The sequence below is a fragment of the Emticicia sp. 21SJ11W-3 genome (assembly GCF_024138715.1).
Lineage (GTDB): Bacteria > Bacteroidota > Bacteroidia > Cytophagales > Spirosomataceae > Emticicia > Emticicia fluvialis.
In genome coordinates this window covers 4,947,845-4,966,343 of the sequence record NZ_CP092074.1, presented here as the reverse complement: position 1 = coordinate 4,966,343, position 18,499 = coordinate 4,947,845, and the positions used below count along the sequence as shown (strand labels likewise).

Sequence of the window (18,499 nt, the reverse complement as noted above, 5' to 3'; positions counted from 1 at the left end):
AAGAAAAACGCTGTTTAAACCAGCTCCGGTGGCGTTTTGTTGTAAATACGGTGCCAAATTACTTACACCTGTATGAAAACCAAAGAGAATTAGTTTTTTATAATATATTGAGCAAAAAACTACAACAAAATGTTAAACAAATACTAATTGACCCAATTATTTGCAGATAAACGTATTTCTTCTGAATTTTGAGGGTTAAACCGCGGTATTTAGCATTGTTTTTGGTCTTTTTGAGCCTTTTTTTTAATCATCAATCAAAAAATATTAGCTGAATCCGGGTGCATGGTTATTTTTGTACTACCTAAACTTATCATACTTTGCTATATTACGTTTTAAGACCTTTCGTCTGGTTTCTTTTAAAATTTTTTACCAAGCGCATTCATATAAGTGGCCTAGAAAACATCCCTAAAACGGGTGCTGTGTTGCTGGCGTCAAATCATTCCAATTCTTTTCTTGATGCCGTATTATTATGTACGCATTTCGATCGCCGGATATGGTCATTGGCACGAGGCGATGTTTTTAAAAAACCGGCGGCAAAAAAAGCGCTGAACAGCCTTTTTATGATGCCCATGTACCGGTTATCTGAGGGTAAAGAGTATCTGGGAGAAAATGATGAAACTTTTAGAAAATGTATTGAGCTTTTCAGAGAAGGAGAAATAGTGTTGATTTTCTCAGAGGGCCTTTGCATACACCAGAAAGAGCTACTTCCTTTAAAGAAGGGTACTGGTCGCCTGGCGCAAAAAGCCTGGAACGATGGCATAGAGGTAATTATAGTGCCGGTGGGTATCAGCTATAATAATTTTGATAAATTCGGCAAAGTAGTGAATATACAGATTGGCGAACCTACTTACCGCAACGACCTGCCTCAGGATACCTCAGAGGGCTTGTTTCTGAAAGAGTTTAACCGCTCTTTAACCGACAAACTGAAAGACCTGCTGAACAGGGGGTTGCCTGCTACCGGTTTCTTTAAAAATCCGTTTTATTATATCGGGTCGCTGGTTAATTTTCCTGTCAACTGGCTTAGCGTAACCTTGTCAAGAAAAGTTACCAGGGGCAGTGTGTTTTTTGACTCTATCGCCCTTGGCATTTTTATCGTACTGATGCCCGTTTACTGGCTTTTACTGGCGCTGTTGGTTTATTTTGTCGTCTGATTTGCCTAACTTTGTTATAAACTATTTAATCAAGGCTGATGACTGAAAACGATGTAAAGAGTCTTAAGAACATTCTTTTTATTGATATTGAAACGGTTTCTCAGGAGCCTGACTTCGATTTGCTAAATGAACCGCTCAAAAGCCTTTGGCTAAAAAAGGCCGGGTATCTGCAAAGCAAAGAAAAGGAAGAATTGCCAGACCATCTCTTCTATTTAAACCGCGCATCTATTTATTCAGAATTTGGCAAAATAATCTGCATTGGTGTAGGTGGTATTGTGTTTGATGAGAACCTTGAGCCTTCGCTTCGCGTTAAGATGATAAGCGGGGAGTCGGAAGCCGAAATACTTAAGCAGTTTAAGAGTATTGTTGAAAAACATAAGGCAGGTAAAAACCTGCTGCTTTGTGCGCATAACGGAAAGGAGTTCGACTTTCCATATATCTGTCGCCGGATGCTTGTAAATGGTATTTCGCTGCCGGCAGTATTGCAGATTTCCGGCAAAAAGCCCTGGGAAATAAAGCATATTGACACGCTGGACCTCTGGAAATTCGGAGACCATAAGCACTATGTTTCATTAGAGTTGCTTATCACAATTTTTGGTATTCCGGATGGTGAAACAGGAATAAGCGGCGACCAGATAAACGAGCTTTATTACAAAGAAAAAAATTTATTGAAGATTGCCCGATATTGCGCCGACGACGTTATTCTTTTAACCCAGCTTTATATGAAAATGAATGATTGGGCGTTAATTAATGAAAACAATATAGAAGTATTATTAAAGTAGTAATCAATAGCAACATGAGAAAAATCCTTTTTATCGTATTATTTGCTTCTTCTCTGGCAGCATCTGCCCAGATTCTTAAACCAGCCAAGTGGACGTTTACTCCGTCTAAAACTTCGGCCAAGGTAGGTGAAACCATTGATCTGGTTTTTACAGCTAAAATTGATGACAACTGGTATATGTATTCGTCTGAACTGAAAGTAGAAGGCCCACTGCCCACCACTGCCAATTTTACCAAAAATGACACTTACGCATTAGTAGGCAAGCTGGTGCCAGTAAAACCAAAAGAAAAGTATGACGATATATGGGGAGGCAAAGTACATTACTTTGAGCATGAAGCCAAATTTATTCAGAAAGTGAAAATCACAAAGGCGAATCCGGTGATTGAAGGCAAAATAGAAAGCCAGACCTGCACCAACAAAGATGGTAAGTGCATACCCGGCAAAGATAAATTTAAGTTTGAGGTAAAAACTATTTAAGGTTTTATTGAACATAAGGCAACAAAAAAGCGGTTTGAGTTATCAGACCGCTTTTTTGTTTATAGATCTGGTTGAATTTATCAGAACTTCCAACGTACAAAAGCTTCCATTGCCTCATATTCTGCCAGGCCGAGCTTGTTATACAAACCTGCAGTACCTCTGTTACGCTCTTCAGCACGTTGCCAGAACTCGCGCGCATCGCTACCCTGAAACACCACGCCGTCTTTCTGAGACTGGTGCTTAAAGATACCCATACGTTTCTGCAACACCTGGTCTGGCGACATAGGTACGGCCATTTCAATTTCGTGGATATCCCACTCTGCCCATGCACCACGATACAGCCACAACCAGCAGTCTTTCATAAAGTTTTTATGCTTGATGTTTTCAATGGCAGCAAAGATAGCATCCAGACAAACTTTGTGTGTGCCATGTGGGTCGGCCAGGTCGCCGGCGGCATATATCTGATGCGGTTTTATTTCTTCTATCAAATCGGCCACCACCTTTACATCGTCCGGCCCTAATGGTTTTTTCTCTATACGGCCGGTTTCATAGAAAGGCATATCAAGAAAATGGACGTTTTCTTCAGGTATACCTACAAATCGGCAGGTAGCTTTGGCCTCTCCGCGGCGAATCAGACCTTTTACGTATCTTACAGCCGGGCTGTCGATATCGCTGCCTTTTTTGTTTTTCAAAAACTCTTTGGCTTCACTGAAAAGAGCCCGGGTCTCTTTGTTTTCAATACCGAATTTGTGGTTGAAATCTACCACGAAATCAATGAAACGAATGGCTTCATCATCTGCTACCGCAATGTTGCCCGATGTCTGATACCCCACGTGTACATCGTGTCCCTGGTCAACCAGGCGTTGGAAAGTACCACCCATTGAAATAATATCGTCATCCGGGTGAGGGCTGAAAATAATCACACGTTTTTTTGCAGGCAATGCTCTTTCTGGGCGGTTGGTGTCGTCGGCATTAGGTTTGCCACCCGGCCAGCCAGAAATAGTATGTTGTAATTGATTGAAAACATCAATGTTGATCTCATAAGCCTGCCCGTGACGCGCCAACAGGTCGCTCAAACCGTTGTCGTTATAGTCTTTATTGGTTAGCTTCAGGATAGGCTTGCTCAAAGAAAGTGAAAGCGTTGTAACCGCCTTTTTCACCATTTTGCTGGTCCACTCCACGTCTTCAACCAACCAAGGGGTTTTCATGCGGGTAAGGTCAGAAGCCGCTCTTTCGTCAATTACAAAAAGCGTGTTGGCATGCGTTTGTAAATAAGAAGCCGGAACCGACTCTGTTACGCGTCCTTCTACCGCCTCGGCTATTACCGGAGCTTTTCTTTCGCCCCATGCCAGCAAAACTACTCTTTTGGCATTTAGTATTTTTGAAACACCCAGCGTAATGGCTTTTTTAGGAACATTCACCAGACTGCCACCGAAGTCAGAAGCTGCCGCTACGCGTGTAGAGTGGTCAAGCATCATCAGTCGGGTTCTTGAATTAACCAGCGAGCCGGGCTCGTTGAAACCAATATGCCCATTGGCGCCAATACCCAGCAACTGAAAGTCAAGGCCGCCCATGGCATCTATTTTTCTTTCATACTCTTCGCAGAATTCTTTTATCCTGTTGGCAGGAATGGTGCCGTCCGGAATAAAATAGTTTTCCTTTGGCATATCTACCCTGTCAAAAAGCTGCTCCTTCATAAACAAAACATAACTTTGCAGCGAGTCAGGCTCCATTGGGTAATACTCATCAAGGTTGAAAGAAACCACGTTTTTAAAACTGAGGCCTTCTTCATTGTGCATGCGTACCAGCTCTGCGTAAACTGATTTGGGCGATGAACCCGTAGCCAGGCCTAGTATACATGGTTTTCCTTGTTTTTGTTTTTCGCGAATCAAATCAGCAATTTCCTGAGCAACTGCTTTTGAGGCATCTTTTGAGTCTTTAAAAATCTTGGTAGGAATCTTCTCGTAAGCAATAGGTTCATTCGTTATAATCTGCTGTTCCATTATAATGTAGTTTTGTTATTAGAGGCAATAGCATGTAGTAAGATTCGGCAAATTTAAGGCTTTTCTTATTACCAAAGTATTTTTTTGTTGTTCAAAAAAACTAATTTTTAAATTTTTTTAAAAATGTAAAACACACACTTAATTTAGGAATCTGATTTTCTGAACATAGAGCTGGTTTATTTAGTAGGGAAACCACTGCTCTTCAGCTGGTCAAAAAACAGGCGGGTCTTCTCTAAATTCTGCTCACTATTAATGGCAAAATACCAGAAAGTTTCCAGTTCGCCCTTATGCATGGCCGAGTTCATGTCTCCGCTTTGCGACTTATGGCAGGCTTTCACCCAATCGGCCACTATCATGTAGCTGTGTTTGTTGTTTTCACCAAAGCCGTATGCCCTGTCAAAATAAAACACCGGCGCCGATTCCAGAATCTTTGTTTCAGGATAATTATCTAAGCCGCTGAACTTAAACGTGTAGTCACGCGTGGTTGCCAGGCCACCCAGAACAATCGGTTTTTTTCCGCCTTTCATGCGTTGGGCTGCACGCAATGCCATAATTGTGGCCGATTTGTGGTGCGCATGCTGGCCCGCATCAGGAACCAGACAAAAAATGTAATCGTACTGGCCCTGTTCCAGAATCTTATCCAGTTTTCTTTCAATAAATGCTATCTCCCAGCGCTCGCCCGATAAAAACGGTTCGGGGTTCAGTTGATAAAAATCATCAATCTGGTCGAAGAAATAAAAATTCCGGATGCCCATCACCTCGCCTGAACACATAAGTTCTTTTTTCCGGATGAGCGGCAGGTAGGTGCGTCCGGTTGCCGAGTCGGTCATGTTTTTGCCATAATAGCTCGATGCCACCAGCCCGTTATAACCACCTGAGCCATCGGTTATCAATGCCAGGTCGGCGGTGCCTTTCATTTCATGGGTTATTTTGAAAACCGTAACCGGAAACATGGTTTCGTCGTCCGGATGTGCCGTTACTATCAATACTTTTGGCCCCTGGCTGAAAGCGTTCAAGGTTAAAAAAGCAAGCACAAAGAAAATGAGCTGGGTCTGAATGGCGTTTTTCATAGGTTAATAAAATCAGGTTTAAAGTTTTTGCGGTATTGCTATCCAGAAAACGTATGTAGAGTAAAAATATTCTTTCGGCTATTTTATACCAATACGTTAACGAACCTTGCAAATTGCAAAAACAGTTAATTTTAACCCAATAATATCAGAAAATCGCAAAACATTTTAAAAATTAATGACCTGCTGCACTTACCTGGTATAAACATTACTCTGCTTAGTAAAAAAGTACTATCACTGGCGTTTATTATTACAGAATATAGGCTGATTAACAAGCAGGAATGTTTAATTTTTATATTTTTGTGAAAAACTACCCAATGCTTGTAAGATACGTAAGAATGACTTTCCAGGAAGAAAAAGTGCCGGAGTTCCTGCATATTTTCAATGGCTCAAAAGAGCAGATTAGAGCAATGCCCGGGTGTAGTTATCTTGAACTGATGCAAGACCTGAACCAGCCTAACATTTTTATGACCCACAGCCATTGGGAGTGTGAAGAAGCCCTGAATAATTACAGGCAGACGGCGCTCTTTAAAACCGTATGGGCCCATACAAAAGCACTTTTTGCCGATAGCCCGCTGGCTTTTTCTGTTGAAAGTGTAATGGTAGTGTAATTTTGCCGGAATCGGTTCGTTCCAATTGAAACAGACTCAATCAATGAAAAAACTGATAATACTATTTATTGCCGGGGTTTTAACCGTAACTCCTGAGTTTTCGCAAGCCGCTAGTGCAGCCACCCCAAGCACAGCGAACGTAAAAGAAGAACTCGGCAAAGGCCGCAGAAAAAAAAGTGGACGCTACAAAAAGAAAAAGGGTTTTATGTGGGGCTTGTTTAAAAGCAAAAACCAATGCGACTGCCCCAGGCACTAGGCTACTCCAGAAACTTGGTGCGGTAGTTGAGCGGTGTTATCTTCTTTATAGCTTTAAACTGCCTGTTAAAGTTAGACAAGTTGTTAAACCCGCTTTCAAAAGATATTTCGGCCACACTCATTTTGTCGGCCATCAATAATTTGCAGGCATGTTCAATGCGTATTTCGGCAAGAAACTGAGAGAACGTACGTCTGGTTCTTTTCTTAAAATATCTGCTGAAGGCAGACTCGCTCATGTTGGCCAGTTCAGCTACGTCACTCAATTGAATCTCTTCCTGGTATTTCAGCATTACATATTCAAATACCTTGTTCATTCTGGCCGAATCTACTTCATTTCTAAGCGATATCGGGTTTGTTGTTAAATCCTGTTTGTCTTCACTCTCGCTCAGAATAATCAGTATGGCAATCATTTCCAGCAGTCGGCTCATACCACTCAGATTCGGCAGATTCTTGAACCTGGGTTCTACCTTCTGAACAGTTTTAGCCCCAAATGTTAGCCCTCTTTTAGAGCGCTCAAGCAATGCCTTTATGGCCTGGCTTTCAGGTATCTCCAGAAACTTTTCGCCAAGAAAATCTTCCAGAAAATGAATCACCAGTGACCTCGCCTTCAGGCCGGAGTTTTTGGCATAAAACTCATCATCATTTCTGTAATAGTGCGGCAGGTACGAGCCAATCATGCACAGGTCTCCGGGGCCGTAGTCAGTGATACTGCTGCCTATAAATTTCTTGCCGGTGCTTTCAAGAATCAATACGATTTCGTATTCGGGATGATAGTGCCAGGGGGTTGGAAAGAACGGACACTCCTGCACATACAGGTTAAAAGAATAGTCAGCAGGATTAGATATTTTCAGTAATTGGGGCTTCATTATTTGGTCGCTATTAATGCCGGTTCAGTCTACGCTCTAAGTCTTTTTATAGCAATTTTTAAAAAACATGTAAATATAGTATCAAAATCTGTTAACCTGATGTTCCATGGCTTAAATGTTTGCATTAAAGGTCAAAAAAATATTAGAAAATGACTAAATTTTAGTGGTAAAAGCCTATACTGATTTGTAGTTTTGTAACTATTCCAATAATAAATTTTCATATTTTTAGCGGAAGCCTAATTTTATATTAACCTTATAAATTTTGTATGAAACAATTACTACAAAAAATGTTGCTGGTATTTACTATATGCCTTAGCATACAGTATGTACATGCCCAAGGCCGGAGTGTGTCAGGAAAAGTATCTGATGCAGGCGGTATGGCCCTCCCGGGTGTTAGTGTTACAGTAAAAGGTACTACGCAAGGTTCAATTACTGATTCTGATGGTAAGTTTACGGTGCAGGCTGCTAACAATGCCGTTCTGGTATTTAGCTACATTGGTTACAAAGCATTAGAAATCAATGTAAGTGGCAAAACCACATTAAATGTTACTTTAGAAGAAGATGCCGCGGCCTTGAGCGAAGTAATTGTGGTTGGTTATGGTTCTCAGAAAAAAAGCCAGACCACGGGCGCTATCTCGCAGGTAAGTGCCAAGCAGATTCAGGAAATGCCCATCACCAGCTTAGGCCAGGCCATGCAGGGCCGTGTGGCAGGGGTTGATGTTTCGCAGTCTGGCTCTAAACCAGGCTCAGTGCCAAAAATCCTTATCCGTGGCCGTCGTTCGTTCAATGCCGGTAACGACCCTCTTTATGTAGTAGATGGTATTCCGCTTTCTGCCGGCTATGAAGACCTGAACCCTAGCGATGTTCAGTCTATGGAAGTACTGAAAGACGCTACTGCTACCGCCATTTACGGGGCGCGTGGCGCCAACGGGGTGGTATTGGTTACTACCAAAAGAGGCGCAGTAAAAGGAAAAACCACTGTAAGTTTTGATACTTACGGCGGCGTATCTACCCCTTTAGACAAGATTAAGCTGTTTAGTGGCCCTGAGTTTCTTGAATATGTCCGTGAGGCGTATCGTGCCACTAACCTGTATAAAGATGCTAACGGCAACCCTGTACCAACCGGTGTGGGCGACGCCGCCGCAGATGCCAAAGTTGCAGTTCTTGGGGGTGACCCGGCCGTGGCCAAAGGTATTGCTAACGGAACCAATACAGACTGGCAGGATTTGATTCTGCACAACGGTGTTATGCAAAATCACTCGATAGGTATACAGGGTGGAAGTGAAAGAACCCAGTTTTTCATTTCAGGAGGTTATTTTCAGGATAAAGGAATTTCAGACGGGCTTGATTACACCCGTATGTCTCTGCGGGTAAATCTTGACCATAGCATTAACGACCGCCTGAAAGTAGGTATTTCATCTTACACCATGTATAGCATCAGAAATGGTGAAAACTTGAACCCTTACTCGTTCACAATTCAGCAGAACCCCTTGGCTTCACCTTATGATGATAAAGGGAATATCATTTTCTCGCCAACCAACGATGCCTTGTTAACCAACCCCCTGGCTGAAATTGTACCCGGCGCACAAATAGATCAAACCAGGAAATACCGCCTGTTCAACAGCCTTTATGCAGAAGTTAAAATTATTGAGGGCTTAAAGTATCGTGTAAACTTCGGCCCCGACTTCACAATCTCAAGATGGGGTAGATTTATCGGCGCTGCCACCAATGCCCGTAAAATGGGAGACCCTCAGGCAACAACGCAAAATAACATTGGTTTCAACTGGACACTCGAGAACATTCTGAGCTACAACAAAACCTATAAAGCCAAGCACAATGTTGGTATAACATTGGTTCACTCAATTCAGAAAGACGATTTTCAGACGTACCGAACAGAAGTGCAAGGCGTACCGGCCGAAACGCAACAGTTTTATAATTTAGGTAATGCCAGTTCTGTTTTGGGGGTAGGTAGTAATTTAACACAATGGACTATTAACTCATATATGGCTCGTGTAAATTATGACTTCAATGATAAATATTTATTGACAGCTACTTTACGCCGAGACGGTTCAAGCCGTTTTGGTGCCAATACCAAATATGGTAATTTCCCTGGAGTTGCTCTTGGCTGGAACATAAGCAACGAGCCATTCATGAAACAGATTACCTGGTTAGACTTACTGAAGTTGAGAGTAGGTTGGGGTGTGGTGGGTAACCAGGGGGTAGCACCATATCAGACACAGGGCTTGTTGTCAAGAACGGCATACGCCTGGGGTACTGTGGCAGCCTTTGGGTATAGACCTAACACAATTGGTAACCCTGATTTGAAATGGGAGTCATCATCTACAGCCAATATCGGCTTGGATTTCAGCTTGCTTCGTGGCAGAGTACAAGGGTCATTAGAATTATATGAAACCAACACTACCGATTTGTTATTGTCTGACCAGCTACCAGGCTCAATAGCCTTTAGTGCAGTAACAAGAAACGTAGGCCATACACGTAACAAAGGTATTGAGCTGGGTTTCACTACCATAAACATCAACTCTTCAAACGGATTTAAGTGGTCTACCGACTTTACGTTTACCAAAAACAAGGAGGAAATCGTATCTCTTTATAACGGAAAAGTAGATGACCTCGGCAACCGCTGGTTTATTGGCCAGCCACTGAATTCATACTTTGACCTGAAAAAAATAGGCATCTGGCAAACCAGTGAAGAAAGCCTTGCCAAATCTTATGGCAGCGAGGTTGGCCAAATAAAAGTACAGGATACCAATAATGATGGTAAAATCAATGCTGACGACCGCGTGCTTTTGGGTTCTGATATTCCAGATTTCAGTGCCGGGTTCACTACTCGTTTCGAATTTAAAGGTTTTGACTTGTCGGCCTTCTTGTTTGGTCGTTTTGGCAATATGATTGTGAGTGGTTTCCATCAGAATAACAACGCATTGGCAGGTCGCTACCAGCAAATTAAAGTAGATTATTGGACACCCAACAACCCTACCAATGAATTTCCGAGACCAAAGAGCACACAAGAGTTCCCGGTTAATAACACCACCCTTATTTACTTTGATGGCACCTTCGTGAAACTAAGAAATATTAATTTCGGATATACTTTTTCACCTAAAATTGCCAAAAAACTGGGTATGGAGTCACTTAGATTATTCTCAAGTATTCAGCAACCTAAAATCTGGTCAAAATACCGTACCAAATATAATGGCATAGATCCTGAAGCCACCATTACATCATCTGGTAACGGTACTACTAATGTGGGCTCTGGTGTTACACCTGCCACTATGGTTACAACTTTTGGTCTGAATGTCAGATTCTAAGTCGAAAACAATTATTCAGGAATTTTAAAATTTAAATAAAATGAAATTAAGAAATATATTAAAACCAATCAAGATATTAGGCATGATGTCTGTAATGCTTGCCTCTCAGTCTTGTGAAGATTTACTGGTTGAAAAGGTAGTTTCTGGTATTGGTAACGACTATATGAATACCCCCAAAGGCTTTGAAGATGCTGTTAAATCTGCTTATTCTTCATTGAGAAACTACTATGGTACACAACCCGGCCTTACCATTACCGAATACGGTACTGATATCTATGCCACCGGCGCTGATGGTAGCTTTAAGGGTTTCCATTTTTATGATACCCAGTTGCAGGGTGGGGTAGGCTCGGCATCCGGCGACTTGCTTGCGGCACTTTGGGACGAGCTATACAGAGGAGTTAACATTTGTAATGCCATTATAGAAAGAGCACCCAAAGTTACGCTTTCGGAGGCCGTTCTTAAGCAAAGGGTGGCAGAAGCAAAATTTCTGAGAGCCCACTACTACTATTTGTTGCATCAGCAATTTGGTGGGGTAGATTTACGCCTCACAGAAACCCTTGTGCCAACTAAGGATACCAAAAGAGCTACGGATGCAGAAATGTTTAATGCCATTATCAAAGACCTAACCGAGGCAATACCTAATCTTGAAGCAAAGTCGCAGTCAACCGACTACGGCCGTGCCACTAAGCCTGCCGCTGAAACGCTTCTGGCTAAAGTATATCTGGTTAAGGCTTACTCAGCCCAGAGGGCTGCCGATGATTTCACCAAAGCAGCACAGTTGTGTAGCGGTGTTATTAACAATTACACCTTTAAATTGTTGGATGATTTTGCTCAGGTACATGACGAAAACAACCAGGTTAACTCTGAAGTTGTATTTGCAGTGCAGTACACATCAGACCCATTGACAAACCTTACCAACAACACCGGTGCCGTAAATGGCGGTAATAACCTGCACCTTTTGTTTGGTATGCAGTATGACGTACAACCGGGTATGAAACGTGACGTTTTCTACGGCCGTCCGTTCAAGCGTCTCCGTCCAACTTCGTATTTCTTAAATACCGTTTTTGCAGACAGAACCAATGATTCTCGTTATAAGAAGACTTTCAGAGATACCTGGTTGAGCAATAACCCGGGTACTAACCTGAATGCCTCTTTTGACGACTCAAAAACAAAGTTGACATTTGCCGCCGGCGACACCGCCATCTTTATCCCGGGCTATGAAATGAGTAAGGCAGACCGCGCCAAGAAGAAATACCAGGTGTTGGTACCGAGCGCTTATAACGAAGCCTTGTTTCCGACTCTGATGAAATTCTTTGATACCAAACGCCCTGATTTGACTTATGAAGCAGGTAGCCGCGATTTCTTCGTATTCCGTCTGGCTGATGTGTACCTGATGCTGGCCGAGGCTCAGTTGCAGTCTGGCAATATATCAGAAGCCACCAAAGCAATGAATGCGGTGCGTTACAGAGCCGGATGGCCGGGCAAAAAAGACGCCATGTTGATTACCGACGCCCAAATGAACTTTGAATTGATTATAGAGGAAAGAGCAAGAGAACTGGCCGGAGAGCAAATGCGCTGGCTAGACCTGAAACGTTGGGGATTATTGGTAGACAGAGTGAAAAAATATAACCCTCAGGCTGCTCCAAACGTGGCAGACAAACATTATTTGCGCCCAATTCCTCAGACCCAGATTGACAGGTCAACCAAAGGGGCTTTTGCGCAAAACCCTGGATATTAATTAGTTTTGTTTCATCATAGTAGAATATCAAAAAGCTCTTCTGTTGGAGAGCTTTTTATTTAAATTTTAAGACACGTGTTACAGGTTTTATCCTGCAAAATAAAACCTGTAACTTCTTAAAATTATACATCAACAATTGTTATATTTGTACATATCCAATTGTAAACTGTACTTTTTTATAATTCACTAAATTTTTGCCGTGATTAAGAGACCAATGTTTGGTACCTCCCAAGACAATACAATTGCAGTACTGTCTGAATTGCTAAGAGTGATAAATGTTTCTGTGACAAATGCTACCCTGACCGAAACACTAAGGAGCCATCCGGGGTATCCCGGAATCGGAAGTTTAAGCGATGCCCTTAGCGAATTTAATGTTGAAAATGGCGTTTTCAGGCTAAGCAGGCAGCAATTGGCTGAAATAGAAAATCCGTTTATTGCGCACACCACCGTCAATAACGGGTATTTTGTTCTGGTTATTTCGCAGAATAGTAATACTATATCTCTTTACAACCCGGCCAAGGGATTTTATAACCAGACACCTGAAGAGTTTTACAAAGTCTGGTCTGGCTATGTGCTGATTGCCGAGCCTGATGAGAATTCAGGCGAAAAAGATTACAGATTAAAACGCCGGGTGTCTTTACTTAATACCTTACGTATACCTACCATAGTTATTCTTGCGCTTTTGGTACTGGTAACAGGCATTGCCAGCTTTGAAGGTAGTCTGCCCTGGCTTTTTTATGCATACACCTTTACTAAAACAGCAGGAACATTCGTAAGTGTTTTGCTAGTCATTAATCAATATGGAAAGGTAAGTGCGTTTCTGAATAAAATTTGCCATATTAGCCAAAAGTCAGATTGCGCCTCGGTTATTTTTTCTCCATCTGCCAGAATCCTCAGGGTTTTCACCTGGTCTGAGGTCGGCCTGCTATATTTTGCAGGGGGGCTTTTTACAATAGCCATTGCAAAGCATATTGCAGAAAGTTTACCATATCTCCAGATGCTCACCGTAGTAGCCTTACCTTTTACCTTCTGGTCAATCTATACCCAATGGCGGGTCATCAGGCAGTGGTGTACTCTTTGCCTGATTACCCAGGCTTTGCTTATCATAGAGTTTCTGCTGGTTTTATCAATGAACCACCAGGCAGTAATTCATGTAAGTGTAAAAGGGTTGTCGGCCATTTTTTCTGGTTTTGGGTCTGTTTTGCTTGTATGGTTAGTTGTTAAGCCTATATTAGTAAATGCTACGCGCGGCGGTAAATCGGCAGCTGAATTAAATATTTTTAAAAGAAACTCTGAAGTTTTCAGGGTTTTACTTTACCAGCAACCCAGAATAGCAGAATTGCCGGAAGATATCGGAGCCATTCATTTGGGCAATCCGGATGCCGGACATACGGTTACGCTTGTAGCAAATCTTTTCTGCAAAGCCTGCAGTAGTAAGTTTCTTGAGTTAGAAAAAATAGCTCGCAGCTCAGCAGACGTTAATTTCAGGATTATATTTTTAACCTCTTTTCAAAGCCCCGAACAACAGCATTTAGCGCTTTATGTTTTGCACTTACCGCCTAACGGGCAAATGGAAGCTATTAAAAGTTGGTATGAAAAAGATAATACCGACCCCGTTGACTTCGGACGGTCTCTATCAGCATCAAAAACTGAAAAGGCACGTATGTATCTGGAAAGACAAAATGTCTGGTGCGAAATAAACCGGATAAAAACAACACCAACGCTTTTTTTTGATAACTACCTGGTGCCTGAAATGTATAGCCTGAAAGATCTGAAACTTTTGACTGCACAAATGCAAAATAAATCTGCCTAGCACGCGACAGCGGTAGATTTCAATACTTTATTTTTTAGACTTAATGTTGTGACTGAATGAGAAACGTAGTTTTTATAATGTTGCCGTATCCCAGCCATTATACCAACACCTTTAGTTATGCGCAAGCCTGGCAAAACAAGGGATATAATGTGGTTTACGCCGGATTGGCGCCCCAGAAAGACCTGGTTCAAAAGCAGGGCTTTCAGTTTCAGGAAATAAGCTATTCTGTAGAACATCCGGTTAAAACAGTCAGAGGCTTTGCTGGAATTTTACTGACGTCAATCTTCTCTAAAGAAAATGCAGAAATTCGCTTTAATGCCTGGCAATCAAGTATAAAATCAGCATTAAGCTTTATAGAAAAGTATCAGCCTTATGCTACATTTATTGATGCCCATCTTACGTATCTTTATTTTTACCTGTCGCCGGTTACCCCAAATATTGCCATACTCAACACAAAACTATCTACTCAGAAGTCGGCCGGTATTCCTCCGCTGAACTCATCGTTTATACCATCCGGGTCTGTGTTTTCAAGATGGTATTGTGAATTGTTGTGGGCCAGCCACTTGTTCAGAAGAAGAGCACAGGCGTTTATAAAAGCAGCAGCATACCTGAGAAAAGACCGGAACAGGTTTTTATACAACTGGGCCAGAGAAACGGGCACCCTGAAATTAATAGATAAAAAGAACGGCCTGTTTAACAGTGTCAGCGAAATTCCAAGAGTGATACTGGGTCTTCAGCATTTAGAATTTGCGCACAAACGCACTTTCAGTAATGAATACTACGTAAATCTGCCGGTTAAAAGAGAAGAATCAATGGCTATTTCAGACCACTATATGGCATTACGCCAGCAGGTTATTGATTTAAAAAAACAGAGCAGTACCAGAGTAATTTATGTTTCATTCGGCACCATCGGGCAAAGTGAGATTAAACGCATTGCAACATTTTTAAACAGTTTATTCATGATAGCCCAAAAGTACCCGCAATGGTTTTTCATGATTTCTCTGGTAGGTATCAGAACTAGTCCGCCAGCACTTGAAAATGTAAAAATATTGCCTTTTGTGCCGCAGCTGGATTTTTTAAAATATGCCGATGCCATGATAACCCATGGAGGAATGGGCAGCATTAAAGAGTGTGTTCAGTCGGGTGTGCCAATGTTGGTGTATCCGTTAGACAAAAAAATGGACCAGCCCGGCAATGGCGCCCGTGTGCAAGCTAAAGGCCTGGGCTTAGCAGGCAATATATCAAAAGATACCATGCCGGTAATTGAGCTGAAACTCAAAAAAGTATTTGAAATGAAGTATAAACCCATCATAAGTTCTACAGATGTAGAGGTTGATATTTTCAGTTAAGCATCTGAGCAGTGGCCCGGCTGTGTTTAAGTAAGTTTCTTTTTTAAAGGATTTGATCAGATCACATAAATTAATTTTCAACCGTTTAAACAGTACAAAAATGAAAAAATTGATGTTAAAATTTGCAGACAATTTGCTTTCAAAAGAGCAAATGAAAGGTGTAGTTGGTGGAGACTGGTGGGAAGATTACAATGCCATTACCTATGGTTGCCACGATTGTTCTGGCGGGTCGTCAACGCCTCCCACACCGGCTAACCCCGGGCACCCAGGCGGTGGCTGCACAAAAATAACAACTAAAAGCTATACCGACCCAGCTACCGGCTCTACCTACTATACCGAATACTACGACTGGGCTCCTTGTGGCACACCGGGCTATCACTGATAATGCTCATAAATCTAAAACCCTGTTTTGCTTGGCGGTACCCGGCTTGTCATGGTTCAGACAAGTAAGCTATGAGTAGAATCGGTTTTATCTAAAGGCACCCTGAGCTTTTGCCGAAGCATAGGGGGCCTTTTTTTATTTTTATGCGCATAACCACGCATAAACAAATGTGGCGACTTTGTTCTTTTAAGTGATTTTGTGGTATCTGAATCCCATACATTATAAAGCAGTTGCAAAATTATGGTGGCCGATAGGTTCCTGATTGACTTTTTATTGCTATTTTTATAAATTAAAGTTTTACATATTTAACCCTATAAACCATGAACCGTAGAGATTTCCTGACTCAGGCATCATTACTCACAACATCTTCACTTATTTCATTTGACAGCCTGGCAGCCAAAGGCAAACATAAAATGGCCTATTCAGCTATTACCTGGAACGGCAACGACCTCGTAGCTATCAAAGATATTGCCGCTTTAGGTTTTAAGGGTATACAACTGAGAGCCAACAGCTACGCCCCGTTTAAAGACAAACCCCAAGACCTTAAAGACCTGTTAGACCAGAATGGCCTGACACTGGCCATGTTCTCAAGCGGAAATGTGGGAATACAGGATGATATTTCGAAAGATATAGAGACCCATCTTAACCATGCCCGGTTTGTAAAGGCATTAGGCGGGAAATCGCTACAGATAACCAACAATTCTCGTCCGAAAGACAGAGTACCCACAACTGAAGAATTGAATAAATATGCCAAAAATATGTCGGAGGTAGCCAAAGTGGTATTGCAGGAAACAGGCGTACAGCCAGCCTGGCATAACCACATGAACCAATTGGGCGAAACACCCGAAGAAGTAGAAATTATAGCTACAAAAATGGACACTAAATATATTAAGCTGGAACTGGATGTAGCTCATTATACACAAGGAGGCGGAAACCCAGCCGAGGCTGTAATTAAATATAAACACATTTTGCATGCCACACACATAAAAGACACTAAACCTGTAGAGAGCAAATCGGGCTACCAATTTGTAGAATTAGGGCAGGGGCGTGTTGATTTTCCGGCTATCTTTAAAGCCTTAGAGAAGATTAAATTTAAAGGCTGGAATATAATTGAATTAGACTCTGTACCTGTGAAAGGTCGCACTGCTTTAGAAAGCGGGCAAACCAGCAAAAAGTATCTGGAGACAATAAATGTGAAATTTTGACCTATAAAGGTTGAATGTTTGTCAAATTTTATGAATTTTTCGCTAAATAGATATTAGACAGATTGATACTTAGCACTTAATTTTGATAGAAATTATTCAACTCTATTTTATTAAATGAAAAAAGTAATTATTGGATTCTTACTTGTGCATTCGTTTCTGTTTTCAGCAACTGCACAGAAATGGACAAGCCTGTTTAACGGCAAAGATCTGAAGGGCTGGAAACAACTCAATGGCAAGGCCAGATATACCATAGAAAACGGCGAAATTGTTGGTACTACGGTGGCAGACACCCCCAATTCTTTTCTGGCAACCGAGCAAGACTACGGCGATTTCATTCTGGAATTAGAATTGAAGGTAGATAACTCTATGAACTCGGGTATACAGTTCCGTAGTTTATCAAAACCCGACTACAAAGATGGCCGTGTGCATGGCTATCAGATGGAAGTTGACCCTTCAGACCGTGCATGGTCTGGTGGTATATACGACGAAGCCCGCCGCGACTGGCTCTACATCCCCAATGCAAACCCTGAAAGCAAAAAAGCATTTAAAAAAGGCGAGTGGAACAAATACCGCATAGAGGCTATCGGAAACATTATTCGTACCTGGGTAAATGGTGTGCCTGTGGCTTATCTGGTAGACGACCTAACCCCTAAAGGCTTTATCGCGCTGCAAGTACATGCTATTGGCAAGGATGATAAACCGGGCAAGCAGATTCGCTGGAGAAATATCAGAATCCAGACTGAAAACCTGAAACCCAGCCCGACAGACAATACACCGGTAGTAAATCTGTTGTTGAATAACCTGTCGCCGCAAGAAAAAGCCCAGGGCTTCAAGTTGCTTTTCAACGGCAAAGACTTTACCGGTTGGAGAGGGGTACACCAAACCAAAATGCCCGATAAGCATTGGGCCGTAATAGATGGCACCATTAACGTAAGCCCATCTGACGGCTCAGAAACCGGCAATGATATTGTAACAGACGAACAGTTTGGCGCCTTTGAACTGACCTTTGAGTTTAAACTGACAGAAGGGGCAAACTCCGGCTTGAAATACTTTGTAAATGAAGCCTTTGATTCAGGCGGTAAATCGGGCATTGGCCTTGAGTATCAGGTATTAGATGATGAGCGCCACCCGGATGCCAAAATGGGTGTAGTAGGCAACCGCACATTGGCAAGTTTGTATGATTTGATACCATCTTATAAGTTAGACAGACGTTTCCAACGTAAAATCGGCGACTGGAATCAGGCACGCCTGGTGGTGTACCCTAACAACATTGTTCAGCACTGGCTGAATGGCTTCAAAGTATTGGAGTACGAAAGAAAAAGTAATATTTACAATGCTTTAGTAGCCCGAAGTAAATATGCCAAGTATAATAACTTTGGAGCAGGTGATAAAGGCAACATTCTGTTGCAGGACCACGGCAATAATGTGTCGTTTAAGAATCTGAAGATTAGAGAATTAAAATAATAACCTGAATA

Annotated in this window: 15 protein-coding genes; 12 read left to right on the top strand and 3 right to left on the bottom strand. The window is 42.0% G+C overall.

What is annotated here, in order from left to right; genetic code table 11:
* Positions 1–317: 317 nt before the first annotated feature.
* From MB380_RS21035 to MB380_RS21025, 3 genes are read left to right on the top strand one after another with little or no spacing between them, the layout of a single operon-like run.
* A complete protein-coding gene (locus tag MB380_RS21035; protein ID WP_256504004.1) occupies positions 318–1,151 on the top strand; it encodes a 1-acyl-sn-glycerol-3-phosphate acyltransferase in 834 nt (277 codons plus the stop codon).
* Between the two features lie 38 nt (positions 1,152–1,189).
* Entirely contained in the window at positions 1,190–1,933 is a 744-nt protein-coding gene (locus tag MB380_RS21030) for a 3'-5' exonuclease (RefSeq protein ID WP_253531433.1), read from the top strand.
* 14 nt (positions 1,934–1,947) lie between these two features.
* The gene (locus MB380_RS21025; protein WP_101724757.1) at positions 1,948–2,409 is read left to right on the top strand and encodes a protein-disulfide reductase DsbD domain-containing protein; all 462 of its coding nucleotides are present in this window, start codon (positions 1,948–1,950) and stop codon (positions 2,407–2,409) included.
* 80 nt (positions 2,410–2,489) lie between these two features.
* Here the strand turns inward: MB380_RS21025 and nagB are convergent, their stop codons facing one another.
* Entirely contained in the window at positions 2,490–4,412 is a 1,923-nt protein-coding gene (gene nagB, locus MB380_RS21020) for a glucosamine-6-phosphate deaminase (RefSeq protein ID WP_253531429.1), read from the bottom strand.
* Positions 4,413–4,588: 176 nt separating this feature from the next.
* Entirely contained in the window at positions 4,589–5,482 is an 894-nt protein-coding gene (locus tag MB380_RS21015) for a PIG-L family deacetylase (protein WP_253531422.1), read from the bottom strand.
* A 314-nt stretch (positions 5,483–5,796) separates the two neighbouring features.
* On the opposite strand from MB380_RS21015, the gene MB380_RS21010 reads away from it, so the two are divergent.
* Together MB380_RS21010 and MB380_RS21005 are read left to right on the top strand one after the other, a co-directional pair.
* Positions 5,797–6,090 carry a putative quinol monooxygenase gene (locus MB380_RS21010; protein WP_253535644.1) on the top strand — a complete coding sequence of 98 codons (294 nt, stop codon included), beginning with the start codon at positions 5,797–5,799 and terminating at the stop codon, positions 6,088–6,090.
* Positions 6,091–6,133: 43 nt separating this feature from the next.
* Positions 6,134–6,346 (top strand): hypothetical protein, encoded by a 213-nt coding sequence (locus MB380_RS21005; RefSeq protein ID WP_253531419.1) that lies wholly within the window; start codon positions 6,134–6,136, stop codon positions 6,344–6,346.
* A gap of 1 nt (position 6,347) precedes the next feature.
* Here the strand turns inward: MB380_RS21005 and MB380_RS21000 are convergent, their stop codons facing one another.
* Positions 6,348–7,211: an AraC family transcriptional regulator gene (locus tag MB380_RS21000; RefSeq protein ID WP_253531416.1), complete on the bottom strand. Its 864-nt coding sequence runs from the start codon at positions 7,209–7,211 to the stop codon at positions 6,348–6,350.
* 266 nt (positions 7,212–7,477) lie between these two features.
* On the opposite strand from MB380_RS21000, the gene MB380_RS20995 reads away from it, so the two are divergent.
* From MB380_RS20995 to MB380_RS20965, 7 genes are all read left to right on the top strand, one after another.
* The gene (locus tag MB380_RS20995) at positions 7,478–10,537 is read left to right on the top strand and encodes a SusC/RagA family TonB-linked outer membrane protein (RefSeq protein ID WP_409014633.1); all 3,060 of its coding nucleotides are present in this window, start codon (positions 7,478–7,480) and stop codon (positions 10,535–10,537) included.
* A gap of 40 nt (positions 10,538–10,577) precedes the next feature.
* Positions 10,578–12,275: a RagB/SusD family nutrient uptake outer membrane protein gene (locus MB380_RS20990; RefSeq protein ID WP_253531413.1), complete on the top strand. Its 1,698-nt coding sequence runs from the start codon at positions 10,578–10,580 to the stop codon at positions 12,273–12,275.
* A 214-nt stretch (positions 12,276–12,489) separates the two neighbouring features.
* Positions 12,490–14,088 carry a cysteine peptidase family C39 domain-containing protein gene (locus tag MB380_RS20985; protein WP_253531411.1) on the top strand — a complete coding sequence of 533 codons (1,599 nt, stop codon included), beginning with the start codon at positions 12,490–12,492 and terminating at the stop codon, positions 14,086–14,088.
* Positions 14,089–14,144: 56 nt separating this feature from the next.
* On the top strand, positions 14,145–15,437 hold the full coding sequence (locus MB380_RS20980) for a nucleotide disphospho-sugar-binding domain-containing protein (RefSeq protein ID WP_253531390.1): 1,293 nt from the start codon (positions 14,145–14,147) through the stop codon (positions 15,435–15,437).
* Between the two features lie 100 nt (positions 15,438–15,537).
* Positions 15,538–15,819, top strand: a complete 282-nt coding sequence (locus MB380_RS20975) for a hypothetical protein (protein ID WP_143705993.1) — start codon at positions 15,538–15,540, stop codon at positions 15,817–15,819.
* A 320-nt stretch (positions 15,820–16,139) separates the two neighbouring features.
* Complete coding sequence (locus tag MB380_RS20970; RefSeq protein WP_253531370.1) at positions 16,140–17,024, top strand: sugar phosphate isomerase/epimerase; 885 nt, start codon at positions 16,140–16,142, stop codon at positions 17,022–17,024.
* A gap of 114 nt (positions 17,025–17,138) precedes the next feature.
* A complete protein-coding gene (locus MB380_RS20965; RefSeq protein ID WP_253531367.1) occupies positions 17,139–18,488 on the top strand; it encodes a DUF1080 domain-containing protein in 1,350 nt (449 codons plus the stop codon).
* Positions 18,489–18,499: the final 11 nt, after the last annotated feature.